General features: G+C 63.2%; 15 protein-coding genes. 7 read left to right on the top strand and 8 right to left on the bottom strand.

Annotation, left to right across the window (positions count from 1 at the left end; genetic code table 11):
- The first annotated feature begins 9 nt into the window (after positions 1-9).
- Positions 10-1,521, top strand: coding sequence for an L-piperidine-6-carboxylate dehydrogenase (gene amaB, locus U0034_RS22255; RefSeq protein WP_085225427.1), 1,512 nt, complete (start codon positions 10-12; stop codon positions 1,519-1,521).
- A 33-nt stretch (positions 1,522-1,554) separates the two neighbouring features.
- Here the strand turns inward: amaB and U0034_RS22250 are convergent, their stop codons facing one another.
- Positions 1,555-2,409 (bottom strand): helix-turn-helix domain-containing protein, encoded by an 855-nt coding sequence (locus tag U0034_RS22250; protein ID WP_085224694.1) that lies wholly within the window; start codon positions 2,407-2,409, stop codon positions 1,555-1,557.
- A 394-nt stretch (positions 2,410-2,803) separates the two neighbouring features.
- On the bottom strand, positions 2,804-3,892 hold the full coding sequence (locus U0034_RS22245) for a calcium:proton antiporter (RefSeq protein WP_085224696.1): 1,089 nt from the start codon (positions 3,890-3,892) through the stop codon (positions 2,804-2,806).
- Positions 3,893-4,008: 116 nt separating this feature from the next.
- Here U0034_RS22245 and U0034_RS22240 point away from each other — a divergent pair, with 116 nt between their 5' ends.
- A complete protein-coding gene (locus U0034_RS22240) occupies positions 4,009-4,674 on the top strand; it encodes a DNA-3-methyladenine glycosylase (RefSeq protein ID WP_085224698.1) in 666 nt (221 codons plus the stop codon).
- Between the two features lie 24 nt (positions 4,675-4,698).
- Here the strand turns inward: U0034_RS22240 and U0034_RS22235 are convergent, their stop codons facing one another.
- Complete coding sequence (locus U0034_RS22235) at positions 4,699-5,289, bottom strand: acyl-homoserine-lactone synthase (RefSeq protein WP_085224700.1); 591 nt, start codon at positions 5,287-5,289, stop codon at positions 4,699-4,701.
- A gap of 140 nt (positions 5,290-5,429) precedes the next feature.
- Between U0034_RS22235 and U0034_RS22230 the strand changes: the two genes are divergently transcribed.
- Positions 5,430-5,759 carry a helix-turn-helix domain-containing protein gene (locus tag U0034_RS22230; protein WP_085224702.1) on the top strand — a complete coding sequence of 110 codons (330 nt, stop codon included), beginning with the start codon at positions 5,430-5,432 and terminating at the stop codon, positions 5,757-5,759.
- On the opposite strand, the gene U0034_RS22225 is transcribed toward U0034_RS22230, so the two are convergent.
- Positions 5,722-6,426, bottom strand: a complete 705-nt coding sequence (locus U0034_RS22225) for an autoinducer binding domain-containing protein (protein ID WP_085225429.1) — start codon at positions 6,424-6,426, stop codon at positions 5,722-5,724. The two genes, U0034_RS22230 and U0034_RS22225, sit on opposite strands and share 38 nt — an antisense overlap.
- Before the next feature lie 492 nt (positions 6,427-6,918).
- On the opposite strand from U0034_RS22225, the gene U0034_RS22220 reads away from it, so the two are divergent.
- The gene (locus tag U0034_RS22220) at positions 6,919-7,182 is read left to right on the top strand and encodes a hypothetical protein (RefSeq protein ID WP_139831108.1); all 264 of its coding nucleotides are present in this window, start codon (positions 6,919-6,921) and stop codon (positions 7,180-7,182) included.
- Positions 7,183-7,229: 47 nt separating this feature from the next.
- Here the strand turns inward: U0034_RS22220 and U0034_RS22215 are convergent, their stop codons facing one another.
- Complete coding sequence (locus U0034_RS22215; protein WP_085224709.1) at positions 7,230-7,694, bottom strand: CBS domain-containing protein; 465 nt, start codon at positions 7,692-7,694, stop codon at positions 7,230-7,232.
- Positions 7,695-7,893: 199 nt separating this feature from the next.
- Between U0034_RS22215 and ribA the strand changes: the two genes are divergently transcribed.
- Positions 7,894-8,538: a GTP cyclohydrolase II gene (gene ribA / locus U0034_RS22210; RefSeq protein ID WP_085224711.1), complete on the top strand. Its 645-nt coding sequence runs from the start codon at positions 7,894-7,896 to the stop codon at positions 8,536-8,538.
- Between the two features lie 181 nt (positions 8,539-8,719).
- Entirely contained in the window at positions 8,720-9,469 is a 750-nt protein-coding gene (locus tag U0034_RS22205; protein WP_233211840.1) for a DUF6880 family protein, read from the top strand.
- Here the strand turns inward: U0034_RS22205 and U0034_RS22200 are convergent.
- From U0034_RS22200 to U0034_RS22190, 3 genes are all read right to left on the bottom strand, one after another.
- On the bottom strand, positions 9,403-9,705 hold the full coding sequence (locus tag U0034_RS22200; RefSeq protein ID WP_085224713.1) for a HigA family addiction module antitoxin: 303 nt from the start codon (positions 9,703-9,705) through the stop codon (positions 9,403-9,405). The genes U0034_RS22205 and U0034_RS22200 overlap by 67 nt on opposite strands.
- A gap of 7 nt (positions 9,706-9,712) precedes the next feature.
- Positions 9,713-9,991 carry a type II toxin-antitoxin system RelE/ParE family toxin gene (locus U0034_RS22195; protein WP_085224715.1) on the bottom strand — a complete coding sequence of 93 codons (279 nt, stop codon included), beginning with the start codon at positions 9,989-9,991 and terminating at the stop codon, positions 9,713-9,715.
- Positions 9,992-10,214: 223 nt separating this feature from the next.
- A complete protein-coding gene (locus U0034_RS22190) occupies positions 10,215-13,079 on the bottom strand; it encodes a winged helix-turn-helix domain-containing protein (RefSeq protein ID WP_085224718.1) in 2,865 nt (954 codons plus the stop codon).
- Positions 13,080-13,405: 326 nt separating this feature from the next.
- Between U0034_RS22190 and U0034_RS29270 the strand changes: the two genes are divergently transcribed.
- Positions 13,406-13,780: a helix-turn-helix transcriptional regulator gene (locus tag U0034_RS29270; RefSeq protein WP_085224720.1), complete on the top strand. Its 375-nt coding sequence runs from the start codon at positions 13,406-13,408 to the stop codon at positions 13,778-13,780.
- The last annotated feature ends 463 nt before the right edge of the window (positions 13,781-14,243 follow it).

Genomic DNA, 14,243 nt, shown 5'->3' with positions numbered 1-14,243 from the left:
GAGGATCTCATGCAAGCCAACGACCTACTTGCCGCGCTCGACGTCGATCTCTCCATCTGGGCGGGCAATGCGCTCACCGCCCGGTCGCCATGCGACGGCGCGACGGTCGCGATGCTCGCCGTCGACAAGCCGGCCGACGTCGAACGCAAGATCGATGCGGCACATGCGGACTTTCTGAAGTGGCGCAACGTGCCGGCGCCCCGGCGCGGCGAACTCGTTCGTGTGCTCGGCAACGTGCTGCGCGAGGAAAAGGACGTGCTGGCCCGGCTCGTGACGCTGGAAACGGGCAAGATCCGCTCGGAAGGGCTGGGCGAGGTCCAGGAGATGATCGACATCTGCGATTTCGCCGTGGGTCTGTCGCGCCAGTTATATGGCTTGACGATTGCCTCGGAGCGGCCCGGCCACCGCATGATGGAGACGTGGCACCCGCTGGGCGTATGCGGCGTGATCTCGGCGTTCAACTTCCCGGTGGCGGTATGGGCTTGGAATGCGGCGCTCGCGCTCGTCTGCGGCAATGCCATCGTCTGGAAGCCTTCGGAGAAGACGCCGCTTACGGCCATCGCCTGTCATGCACTCTTTCAACGCGCATTGTTCAAGTTCGAGGAGACGCACCCGGGCGTCGCGCCGGGCGGCCTGCTCCAGCTTGCCATCGGGGGCCGCGACGTCGGCGAGGCGCTCGCCGGCTCGGCGAAGGTTCCGCTCGTCAGCGCGACCGGCAGCGTTCGGATGGGCAAGGAGGTGGCGCAGGTGCTCGGCAAGCGTCTCGCGCGCAGCATCCTCGAGCTGGGCGGCAACAATGGCATGATCGTCGCACCGAGCGCCGATCTCGATCTGGCGGTGCGTGCCGTGACGTTCGCCGCCGTGGGCACGGCCGGACAGCGGTGCACGACGTTGCGCCGGCTCATCGTGCACCGCAGCCTGGCCGGCACGCTGCTGCCGCGGCTCGAATCGGCGTTCGCCTCGGTGGAGGTTGGCGATCCGTTCGACGCAGGCACGCTCGTGGGGCCGCTCGTCGACCGCGCGGCCTTCGATGCGATGCAGCAGGCGCTGGCCGATGCCCGGGCGCAGGGTGGGCGCGTGGCGGGCGGCGAACGCGTGCCGGTGGGCGCGGATGGCGCCTACTACGTCAGGCCGGCACTCGTGCGCATGCCGGCGCAGACGGCCGTCGTCGAGCGCGAGACCTTCGCTCCCGTTCTCTATGTGCTCGAGTACGACGACCTGGAACACGCCATCGCGTTGCATAACGCGGTGCCGCAGGGGCTTTCGTCGGCGATACTCACGAACGACGTGCGCGAGGCCGAGCGTTTCATGTCGTCCGCGGGCAGCGATTGCGGCATCGTGAACGTCAATATCGGCACGAGCGGCGCCGAGATCGGCGGCGCGTTCGGCGGAGAAAAAGAGACGGGCGGTGGGCGCGAATCGGGCTCGGACGCGTGGAAGAGCTACATGCGCCGGGCGACGAATACGATCAACTACAGCGGTGCGCTGCCGCTTGCGCAAGGCGTTCGGTTCGACCTTTGAGCGGGCGTGGGCCGCGAGCGGGGTGGCCTTTGTTCACGCATGCCCGAGGCGTTTCGACAGGTCGGCCACGAGAATCGCGAGCCTCGCGGGCTTTTCGTAACAGGTCACGTCGAAGCGGCGAATCAGTTCGCTGATGTCCGATTCGCTTGCTTTGCCGGTCAGCAATTCGCCCGTCAACAGGATGACGGGGACGTCGGGCTTCGGCGAGCGCCGCAGCGTTTCGATGGCCGAGGCCGCCGTTTGTTCGCCGAACAGCCAGTCGGTGACGACGGCGTCAAACGTTTGCGTGCCAAGGGCGCGTTCGAACGCGGGCAGGCCGTCGAGCAGCACCGGCGCAAACCCGTTTTGCGCGAGGTAGTCGCGCAGCGCTTCGGCTGCCGCATGATCGCTGTCGACGATCGCCACGCTCGGCCGGCACACCTGGGTCCGTTGAGGATGGATTTCGATTCTGACGACGTCGCATGCATCGGGCTCCGGCGTGCCTTCGCAGCGCACGACGCGCCACTGCCCGGCGCGTGCATAGGCGACGAATTCGCTGCAGCGGTGGGCGTTGGCGGGCCCGGCTATCCATGCGATGCAGGGCCACTGCGCCGTGCCGACGCACAGCAGCGCGTCGTGGGCCTGCGCGTCGGCCGGCGTGATGGCACCTGCACCCATCCCGACGAGCTGGGCCGCCGGTTCGTTGAATGCCTGCGCAACCTTGCGGATTTGCGCGAGCGTCCACGGGCTGCTGCCGCGCAGCTTGCGGTGCCCTTGCGAGAAGCTGAGCTCGAGGATGCGGCAAAGCTCGGTCGTCTGCTGCCGCTTGGCAATGCCGTGACGGCTCATCAAGGCGCGTACGCGCTCGGCGACGGCCAGTGAGTCCATTGAGGTTGCGTCGTTGGTCATGCTGCTCGGGACGCTTCGTCCGGTGGCGGTAACAGAACAAGTGGCGCCACGAGGCCGGCGGCCGGTGGCGGCGGAACATGTAAGGGAAAGCGGGCCGTATTTTAACGGGCAACGCGGCCCCTTTTTCGTCAAATGTGTTTCTACTGGTTACGTCTGAAACTAACGGCGCAGCCGGGGTGGCCGACCCTGCCGCCCTTCAGTGCGGGTACCGCCCGGCCTGAGCCGTCGCGGCGTGCGATGCCGACCGGGCGCGCGCTGTGACCGGCCAGGCCCCGCCGCATTTCGATACATTTCTGTTGCACCTTTGTCACCTTTGCGCAACTTGGATGTTTGCCGCGTCACGAGTTGCGATCGCGCCCGATGCCGGCGATGGCCGCCAATCGGCCGGCGAAGTTCAGCGGACGACGGACAGAAACAGGTAGGCGGCGAACACCGAAAGATGGACGGCGCCTTGCAGGATCGTCGTACGCCCAGTGGCGAGCGTGAGCGTGCTGACGAGCAGCGTCAGCGCGAGCAGCACCGTTTCCATGCCGCCCAGGCCGAGTGCAAGCGGGCGGCCGTTCCAGACGAATACCGCCGCCACACTTGGAATGGTCAGGCCGATACTGGCGAGCGCCGACCCAAGCGCGAGATTGAGACTCGTTTGAAGGCGATTGGCGTGCGCCGCGCGGGCGGCGGCCATCCCTTCGGGCAGCAGTACGAGTCCGGCAATCACGATGCCGACGACCGCTTCTGGCGCGCCTGCCGCGGCAACGGCTCGCTCCACGGCGGGCGAGAGGCGCTTGGCCAGGAGCACGACCGCCACGAGCGAGGCAACGAGTGCGAGGCTGCTTGCAAGCGCCACGCGCCCCGAAGGGGGCGCCGCATGCGCGGCCCCGCCATCGTGCACGTGGGCGACGAGGAAGTAGTCGCGGTGGCGGACGGTCTGAATGAAAACGAACACGCTGTACAGCACGAGCGACGAGACGCCGGCGAAGGCGAGTTGAGGAATCGAGAGCACGGGGCCGGGCGCGGCCGTCAGGTAGTTCGGCATCACGAGGGTGAGGACCGAGAGCGCGGCGAGCACCGAGAGCGCGGCGTTGGCGCCGCTTACGCGGAAGTCCTGCTCGCCGTGGCGCAATCCACCCATCAGCAGGCAGAGGCCCACGATACCGTTGCACACGATCATGACCGCGGCAAATACGGTGTCGCGGGCGAGCCCCGATTTTTCGGGGCCAGCCGAGAGCATGACCGAGACGATCAACGCCACCTCGATGATCGTGACGGCCACGGCGAGCACGAGCGTGCCGAGCGGCTCGCCGACGCGATGGGCCACCACCTCCGCGTGATGCACCGCCGCGAATACTGTGCCGGCAAGCGTGGCGGATACGATTGCGAGAAAGAGGCCGCGGTCGCCCACGTAGGCCGAAGCGGCCAGCACGATCCAGGCGGCAAGCGGCGTAAGCAGTGTCCAGACGGGTAGCGGATGGTGCGGTCGGGGCATCGTCAGGGGGTCCTCTGTTCTCTGTTGTGGGGGCGAAGGAACGCCGCAGGGCGCGGCGCAATCGTCTGTTTATACAACATCGAATAAGATAACCGACCTCGCTTGCTCGTCCGCCGATGAAAACATCCGCTTTGGAAGTCGGCGATAGCCGCGCCGCGCCGGTCGCGATCATCGCGCTCGCGCGCGAGGAATTGCCCGTCGACACGGTGCAACTGGCCCGCTTCATGGTCGGCAAGTACCTGGTGCACGACTTGCCGCAGGGGCGTGTGAGCGGCCGGCTCGTCGAGACTGAAGCCTATCCGCTCGGGGATTCCACGAGCCATGCCTATCGCGGGCTGCGCCGGTACAACGCCGCGCTCTTTCGCCCGCCGGGGCATGCCTACGTTCGCCTGGTCTACGGTGCGTCGTACATGATCAACATGTCGGCCGAAGCTGAAGGCCTCGGCGCGGCCGTGCTCTTTCGTGCCGTCGAGCCGGTGGGAGGCATTGCGCTGATGCGCGAACGACGCGGCGAGGTGGCCGCAATCGATCTGGCGCGTGGCCCGGGCCGCCTGTGCGCGGCGTTCGACATCGGCCCCGAGCACGACGGCGCCGACCTTTGCGCAGGCGGTGCGCTCTGGATCGGGCGCGCGGCGGATGAGTCCGCGCGCGCCGCCTCGCGTGCCGTCGCGGCGACGAAGCGAATCGGGCTCAGCCGCGAGATGCACGCGCTTTTGCGGTTCTACGAGCCCGGAAGCCCCTTCGTCAGTGGTCCTAAGCGATTGCTTACGGCGGCGCGTTGAAAGCCGCGGCGCGCCGCGCGTTCGTCAGTGCGCTTCCTCCACCTGCTCGAAGAGCGCCTGATGGGTCTGAGCGCCGAGTTCGATCGTGAGTCCTACAGCATTTTCCACGCCGATGCGAATGGGCGGGCCGAACCGGTGCGTCTCGATGCCGGCCATGCGCAACATGCGTTCGACGGCGGTGGTGGTCACGGTGACGTAGCGTGCGATGCCCATCCGGTCGGCGAATCGGACGACCTCGCGCATCGTATCGAGCACGAGCGCGGCGAAGCCGAAGCCCCCCTTGGTGGGCGAAACGATCGCAAAACGGCTGAGCTCCCAGACGTCGGGCGACGAGGGGGCGCTCTGGCCGTGCAGCAATTGCCCGAAGGTGTCGCGCAACATGTACGGGCCGACCGTGGGCAGCAGGCGCCAGCAGCCGCATAGCGTGTTTTTCTCGTCGTGGACAAGCAGATAATGGGGCGACAGCGCGTCGTAGCCATCGATTTCCATGCCGGAGAGAATGGCGACTTCCCACCCCATCCGCTCTCCGAACACCTTTGCGCGTAGCCGGTACATATCCGCCAGTACATCGAGATCGAAGTGCTTTTGTGCACCGATCGTGATCGTCGCGTTCATCAGTCCTCCATAGGATTACCTAATGCGCATCGACGATATGCGCTTTGCGTGCGGCGCGAAACTGTCAAGCAAGATAGGTACAAATCGAGGCCAATACTTGGGATGATGCGCGTACCCGAGTACACAAGGAGGCAAATGACATGTCCGCGACCGACGCATACCCGATCGATATCGATCCGTTCGCACGGCCGATTCAGGTGGAAATCGATAACGCGTTTATTCAGGCATACAGGCGGCGGGTGAGAGAGAGCCAAAAAGTGTTCTGGGCGCGCTTTGGCGTCACGCAATCGCGAGGCAGCCGTTTCGAACTCGGTGCGAATATCCCGAAGCCCGTGATGATTTTGCTGCGGCTTTATTTCGGGGCGCGTATTTCCGATGAGGATATTGCGAGCGCGATTGACAAACGCCTGCACGTTCATCGCCTGACACGCCTCAATCGGGATCTATCAAGCCCATTCGGGTCGCTTTGACCGCGGCCGCGCTGCGCGAGCTTACGCCGAACTTTGCACGAATGTTCGTCATATGGAAATTGACGGTCGCTTCCGAGCACCCGAAGATCCTGGCAATTTCCCAAGTGGACTTCCCCTGGGCGGTCCATTTGAGGCACTCGTATTCGCGGGGTGTCAACCTGGGAATGAGCGACTGTGCATGGTCGGCGATGAAGTGCCGCGCGGTGTCGAACGCCACGTCGCGCAGCAGCGTCAACGTGGACAGGTGACGCTGCGCCTGACTTTTCAGCTCGCGGCGCGATCGCTCGCCCGAGACGAAGCAAAGCATGCCCACTTCCTGCTTGGGGCCGTGAATTGGCAGCGCAATGCCGGCCGAGAGCCCATGATGCCGGGCCTCTTCATACATTTCTTTTTGACGCCGGTCGATGAACGATGCCGACGACCAGACGAATGGCGAAACCTGCGTCGTGCAATGCGCCACAGTCGGATCGATATGCACGAACGCATGTTCATCGTAGGCTTGCCGCCAGCCGGATGGGTAGTCGCTGCGCAGATAGACGTCGCTGTACGGCATACCGGGCCGAGGCACGACCGCGAAGAGCGTCTGATCGAAGCCTAATCTGCTGCCGAGGGCAGAAAGCGCGCGGAACCAGGTTTTTTCATCCGTGGCTCGCCATAGTGGTGACATCGGTTCGATAAATTGACGCGGCATAACTCCCTCGAAGTCGAAAATATTACCTGTCCGATATCGCCGAGGTTATTTTCTCCTTACTGATTCGGAAGGGATTTTTTGAAGGATCATATCAGAAGGGACGGCGCACGGGTCGCCGTGCGGTGGCGGTTTGTCGCAAAAAGGACGAGTTCGAGTAGAAGTTCGACCTTGGGATACAGATGACTCGGTGGCGCAAATGCCGGAAAATCCGATTGCCCGATTTTGGCCGGGCGATAAATCGATTGACCGAATTTGAAAAACCGATTCCAGCGTGGTTTTCCGGTTTTTTCGGACTGAAGAACCACATTCGACGCCCGGCGTGACGGCCCCTCGATACTTGCGGTGCCGGCAATAGTGAATCTCGAAATCGATGCTTTTTCCGGGGAATCGCCTGCGCGTAGACTCGCGGTCGAGGGTGGTGGGAAGGCAGCGAGTGCCCTCCGCGCGTCAGTTAAAAGGAGATGGGCAATGATGAGGTTGTTTTGCCGTGTGATCGTAACGGCGTGCTTGTCGTTCGCGGGATATGCCGCGTTTGCCCAGGGCGCGCCCGCGGCGGAGGCGGGCGCGGCTGCACCGGGTCAGCAGGCGTTGCAGCGCGCGGAGCCGGGGTACGCCGGGCGCATGCCGGCGGGCGACAGCGACGCGGCGGACTACGGCGCGCAGCTCGGCAGCATCGGCGAGTCGGGACACCGCGAGCCGCGCGGGCCCGGGTCGCTCTATTTCGGCATCTGATGGCGCTCGAGCGGGCAGCCCAGGCGCGGGCGCCCCGAGCGGCCGGCTCAGATGTGCGCGCCGGTGATGTAGTGCTCGAGCTGCTGGATGGTGAACTGCTGTTCGGAGATGATCGTTTTCACCAGATCGCCGATCGAGACCATACCGACGAGCTGCTCGTTGTCGATCACGGGCAGGTGCCGCATGCGGTGGGCGGTCATCAAAGCCATGCATTCCTCGGCCGTGTTGCCCGGTCGAACGTAGCGCACGTCCCGCGTCATGATGTCGCGAACCGGCGTGGTTTTCGATGAACGGTCCATGAGGACGATCTTGCGCGCATAGTCGCGCTCGGTAACGATGCCGATAATCTTGCTGCCGGCGCCTTCCGTGACGATCAGCGCACCCACCTGATATTGCGCCATCATCTTGACGGCCTCGAACACCGATGCATCGGCGCCGATGGTGACGACGGGGTGATCGCGGTCGAGCTTCGGCTCGTTTTTCGATTTGAGGATTTGCGCAACGCTCGGCATGGCCTTGTCTCCGTCTCGTTTCGATGGCGGGCCGGTCTGTACAGTTGCCAGACAACCGCAGGCCGGTTCATTGCAGTATAGGCGGTCCATCGGAGCGATGAGGCAGCGGGAAGCACGCCGGGATGGGAGGCCGCGAATAGCGGTACACTCCCGTTTTGCGCCTTGCGCAACGTCCGTTTGCAAAGTCCAACCGAGAGTCATGCCCACGCTTTCCCAAACGCCGCCAGAGGGCGGCGGCGCTGAACAATGCGTCACGCTCGCCGCCACGGCGAGGCTTCCTACCCGTTACGGCACCTTCACGTCCTACGCGTTTCGTGTCGCACCGGGCGACACGGAACATCTTGCGCTCGTCATGGGCGACGTTGGCAACCAGGCGTCGGTGCTGACGCGCTTGCATTCCGAATGTGTGACTGGGGACGTGCTCGGCTCCTACCGGTGCGACTGCGGCGAGCAGCTCGACCTTGCCCTTCGCTATATCGCCGCCGAGGGCCGTGGGGTACTGCTTTACCTGCGAGGGCACGAAGGCCGCGGCATCGGGTTGTCCAACAAGATTCGGGCGTACGCGCTTCAAGAGCAGGGGCTCGATACGGTCGAGGCGAATCTCGAACTGGGCTTGCCCGACGATGCGCGCGAATACGATTCGGCGGCTGCCATCCTGCGCATGTTGAAGGTGAGCTCGGTCCGACTCATGAGCAACAATCCCAAGAAGTTCGACACGCTCGTGAAGCACGGTATTCCCGTTTGCGAGCGCGTGGCGCTCGCGATTCCGATGCGCGACGAGAACGAACGTTACATTCGTACGAAGCAGGTCAAATTCGGGCACTACTTCGAAGAGAACGAATAATTTAGGGCTGGATTGTGAGTGCCTGTCTTGATTTGGGTGATGCTCGCGCAACTGATTGATTTGCAAAAATATTTTCCGTGCTTGGTTGGTATCCTAGTTCAGATTTTTTCGAATCGCTGAAAATAATGAACGAACGGAAAAACGTAGTATCCGGCTTCGTCAGAACCGGTCAAGATTCGAGTTGACCTGCCTGGTGGCCCTCGGACCAGAACTCCTGGCGACATTGCTGGCCGAGGTGGCGATGACGAATTCGTGCATGCGGCGTCGCTTGCAATTCGAACTGTCCGCGCAAAAAGGCGAAAACATGTCCGACGCCGTTCACCAATGGATCAGCGAATTAGGCGAACAAACGTCGTTCCTCGACGCAGAGCAGGCCGGGGAACCTGCACGGGAACTCGACGCCATGCGGGTTGCTATTGTCTCGAATGTTTACCGGGCTGCGCCGAAGCTTGCGATGGATCTGATGTGGCAACTCTTCACGCTGGCCGGAACTCTATTTGAACGCACGACGGAAGAGGGATGGGAAGTCAGCCTCGTTTTCGATCAGGCCTGCTCCGATCTGGTCAAGATGAGCGTCGACGCAGATATCGAGCCCAAGATGGTGGCGAAGAAAGTTGTTGCTGCGATTAGTTCCAACCATTACGGAGAGTATGGTGCCCTAATTCGGGCTATTGCGGCTCGGTCATGTGCGTCTGCCTACGTTTCCGAGATCAGGAACTCGCTTCAGCGATTGCTGGACGAGCCGCCCTTGCCGAACGGAGGCCCGAACAGCGAGCGCGGCCATGTCTTGCGGCGCACCTTGCGCGAACTCGATTCCCCATCTGTAAGCTGGACCGATCGGCGATTTCCTCATCGATGCCTGCCTCAAGCAGCGAGATGGACGCGCTCGACGTGCGGCACACCTTTCTGGCGAGCTTGCCAAAGGTCGTAGGCTGCTTGTTGGGCAATCCATAAGTCGGCCCGCCCACCATTTTCGATGCCCAGCCATTGCTCCAGGCGTAATGCCATTTCGGGCGAGATTGCAGCATGGGCATTCAGCACGCGCGACAGAGCCGAGCGTGTCACGCCAAGCTGCTCGGCTGCTTCCGTGACCGTGAGCCCCAATTCGGGCAATACGTCTTCGCGCAGCGTTTCGCCGGGATGCGGCGGATTGAAGATTCGAGTCATGATTGCCTCAGTGAGAGTCCTGGTAGTCCACCAGAATTGCATCGGTGCCATCAAAGGTGAACGTCATGCGCCAGTTGCCATTGACTCTCACCGAATAGTGGCCGGCAAGATTCTGAGCTAGAGGATGCAGCCGCCAGCCCGGTACGTTCATGTCCTCGGGACCGGTAGCTAAGTCCAGGCGAGTCAATTGGCGATGCAGCTTGTCGGCATGATCTGGCCGGATGCCTTTCTCGGAGCCTGTCTCGAAGAATCCCTGGATGCCCTTGTGTCGGAACGACTTGATCATCCGTGCAGTGTAACGCAACGCTGCACAGCTTGCAAGGCGCGAGCTACTCCGCGCTCAAGTGCGTGGGCTCTTGGGCTCCTGTCTTTTGTCCCCGTTTAAGAATAATTCGGCGTAGCTTTTGGCGTAACTTTCGAGAAGCAGGCTTACTAGAGAAGGCCAATTCACTACTTCGAAGAGAACGAGTGTTTTGGCTGAGGCTGCAAGCCGCCTTGCACACGAAGCATCAGCTCGCACCCGGTGCGCACACGGCGTTCGCTTGCAGGAGGCTGAACAGATCCGCGAGCTTGCGCGCCTCAGGCAAGCGCGGCGTGCCGCAAGCTTGCGGCGTGAACGCCGAAAACGGTCTCAGCACCGCCAGCGCCTCCTTCGCGTCGCCGGATTTCGCGAATGACTCGCCCAAGTCGAGTGCCGCCCGTAATTCGAACAATCGCGCGCTCTGCTCACGGGCGAGTGCCATGGCCTCGCGCAAGTAACGGCGGCCCGCCTCGACATACGGCATCTCGCTCTGGCTGCCACGCGCCTGATGTCGCCGTGCGTTAGCCAGTTCGACAACGCCGCGGACGCGCACGAGTTCCGCGGCGAAACCGAGATCGCCGTGGGCTTCACAGTGGCGCTGTGCGTCGTCAAGCTTTGTGATGGCCTCTTCGATGCGCCCGCGCTCGGCCAAGGCTTGTGCGTAGGTACAAATCAGCGGTGCGGTCAGCCGTCGGTACCCGCGTGACGCAAGCGCAGCCAAACCGGCCTCGAGATGCTTCAAACCTTCGGGATTCCCCGTCTCCAATTCGAGTTGGCCGGCGAGACACTGGCCGTAATCCTGCCACCCGTCGAACCGGTTCAGCGCGGCTTGCGAGCGCAGTAAACCGATATGGTGGGACGCGGCTTCGATCTCGCCGCATGCCAGTTCGAGCGGCACGGCCAACACAGCAAGGAGATGGCAAAGAGACGGTTCGAGGATATCGGCACGCAGGAAGTTGATGGCACGCTCCACCAGTTGCAACGCCAGTGCCGTATCGCCTTGGAGCCATGCGATACGCGCAAGTGTGCCCGTGCCGAAGATGCGCGGATCCACCGCCAGTCCACTTTCCTCGTGCGCGGGCTGCCCGAGTGTTTCGAGCGCGCAAAGGGTCCGCTCGAGGCGTTCGCGCGCCTGAGCATGCTCTCCGAAACAATGCAGCGTCGCCGCGAGTGTCGCGCTGGCACACAGCTTTTGCCAAGGCGTGCCCTCGCTCTGCGCGCGCGCGTCGAAGCGCGTAGCGAAGCGTAGTGCCGCATGGATATCGCCGCTCGTCATCGCCACGTTCCACAGGCCCCATTGCGCACGGGCTGCGAAGATCTCGTGGTCGCTGGATTGCGCGCGCTCGAGCACTCGGTTCCACAACCGGGCCGCGTCGGATGCGGTGCCGCCAGTCAGAATCAGCGATGCCGCGTATGCGGAACACAGGCGCATCTCGCAGACGGCGTCGATGGTGCCGATCGGCAAGCTGTCGAGCGTCGCAAGCGCATGCTCCGCACGTTCGCGACATTCGTGCGCGTGCGATGTGTCGAGCAGTGTGCCGACGAGCGAGCCTGCGAGCGCCACGCCGAGTGCCGGATCGCCCTCGGCCGAGAAAGCCCAATCCCACGCGCTGCGCGCTTCGTCCAGCGACGGATGACCGAGCGGCTGCCCTTCCGTGCGATAGGGCGTCAATGCCGAGCGATCCTCGATTTGCCGTTGAAGGTAGCGCAGATGTCGATACGCGACGCGCTTGACCTCGCCCCCATCGCGCAGCTTCTCCATCGCATAGGCACGCGTCGATTCGGTGAGGCGATATAGCGCGATCGCCCCGTGGAATTCGACCGCGAGCAGCGATTTGGCGGCCAGTTCGCCGAGCGATGCGATCGCCACCGCGATCGGCACGCCGGGTTCCAGCGCGACCGAGCAAACGGCGTCGAACGTAAAGGCGCCAGAAAAGAATGCAAGGCAGCGGAACACGGCGCGCGCTTCGGCATCGAGCAAGCCATAGCTCCAGTCGAACGTCGCGCGCAAGGTTTGATGACGCGGCAAAGCAGAGCGCAGACCGCCGCTCAACAGATTCAAGCGGTCGTCGAGGCGCGCCGCGACGCCCTTGACCCCGAGTGTCGCTACCCGTGCCGCAGCCAGCTCGATGGCGAGCGGCAAACCTTCGAGACGCCGGCAGATATCCGCAACGAGGTGAATGCTCGCCGCGTCGCTGGCGCAACCTGGCGCAAGATTGCGGGCGCGCAGCAGAAACATCTCGACCGCGCCGTACGCGAGGATCTCCTCGGAGCTCGCGTCGCGAGGCGGCACTGGAAGCGGCTCGACCCGAATCACCGCTTCACCGCGAATCGCAAGCGGCTCGCGGCTCGTCACGAGCACACCCGGCGCGTTCGGACCGGAGATGAGCGCTTCGACGATACCGGCCACCGAGTCGATCACGTGCTCGGCATTGTCGAGTACCAGGAACGCGCGCCTCGTGTGCAATCCGCTCAGCAGTGAGCGGGGATCCCGCATCGCTTGCGACGGGTCGGCTTGCAGCGCCACCGCGAGCGTGGCGATGACCGCCTCGCGCGAGGTGGACGAGGCCAGTTCGACGAAGTGCACGGAGCCTTCTCTCTCCTCACTCAATGTGCGAGCAATGCAATACGCCAGCGCCGTCTTGCCGATACCGCCCGCGCCAACCAGGGTGACGACCGGCGTCTGCCGCAACTGCGCCCGTATGAGCGATACATCCTCGTCGCGGCCAATGAGTGGCGTAATGGGGGGCAACGCCGCCGTGACGGCAGCCTCGCGCGGGACACCGGAGAACGGTACCAGCATATAACCGCGGCCGTTCACCGTCTTGATGAGTTCGCGATCGGCATCCAGCACCTTGCGCAATGCGGCAACATGAACCTGCAGGCAGTTTTCCTCGACGATCTGATTTCGCCAAACCGCTTCGATAATCTTGTCTTTGGTGACGATCGAGCCGTTGGCGCGAAACAGTACTTCGAGGATATCGAACGCACGAGCGCTGACACGTAGCATCAGACCGTTCCGTTGGATCTCCCGTCGTTCGAAATTCACCAGCAATGTGCCGATCTTGACCATGGGCATCTCCGGGGACCGCTGAGTAGCGAGCGCAACGAATGCGGGTACGGTTAAGGCATACCCAGGCTGCAAGTGATTGGACGCAACGAATGTAACGGAATCAGGGCCGCTGCGTCTTGAACGAAAATGCTCTTCGACGCGGCGCGAAACGGGAACGACGCTTCGGCGAAGCTGGTGCCGATGGTTGCGGCGGGCGGTGTGCCGTGCGGAGGCATTCTTGATTTTTTCTCAAATATGTCTTGATTCCATATAGGTACCCATCGACGTCCTCGTGGGGCAGACTCCGTTCTTGCCGGTTATGAAAGCTGACCCCACGGAGGAGCCCCATGAAAATCGACCCGGAAGAAGCCCGATGTCGCGCGGCGGCTCCGAGCGGGGCACAGCAGATTCCGTGGCTTTCGTGTGCTCTGAGGATGCTTCAGTCCGATCTGGCCGCTGAACTTTCCATGGCGGACGTTGCCGCGTCCGTTAATCAGTCGGTAGCGCATTTTTTTCGCACTTTCAGGCTGAGCGTGGGCCAAACGCCCCATCAATGGAGATTGAACGTACGCATCGCCGCCGCACAGTCCGACCTGAGGGAGCTGCCTCTATGCACGGCTGAAATCGCCCAGAAGTACGGCTTCAGCGACCAGGCCCATTTCACGCGGATCTTCAGGCGGATCGTCGGACAAACGCCCGGGGCGTGGCGCCGAACGCACTGACCTGCCGCTTCGAGCCAGGCAACTGGCCACTGGGGTTGGCGCGCCGGACATTCGGGTTCCAGCGTTCGCGCATGTCCGTGCCTGCGCTTCCGAATGTCGTCCGGACGCCTGGGCCGCAGCCGCGCGCGAGGGGTGTCGGGAATGGTAACGCCCGCAACGACTCGCCTCGCCATCGTTGCCTCGTGTTCGCAAAACGTCGTGATGGCGAAAGCGCGGCTGACATCTGCGCGGTGATTGTGCAACCGCCGCGAAAGCGGGCCGACGGTCACCGTTCGTAGACGCCCTTGACCGCACCCACGCGGAGCGTTTTGGCGATCGCCACGATTTCCCATCTTTACAGCAGCCTTCAGGATTTTTAAGGCCGCCAAGCGTATTCTCTATAACGCCGGCTACAAATTTTGCGTGAAGCCGATTTTGACCGGGGTGGCCGGAGTGTGAAGCCGCCGTTCGGCGGGGAGATGCA

It is taken from the genome of Trinickia caryophylli (genome assembly GCF_034424545.1).
Lineage (GTDB): Bacteria > Pseudomonadota > Gammaproteobacteria > Burkholderiales > Burkholderiaceae > Trinickia > Trinickia caryophylli.
Note: the sequence above shows the minus strand (reverse complement) of the source record. Positions and strands in the feature narration are given on the sequence as shown.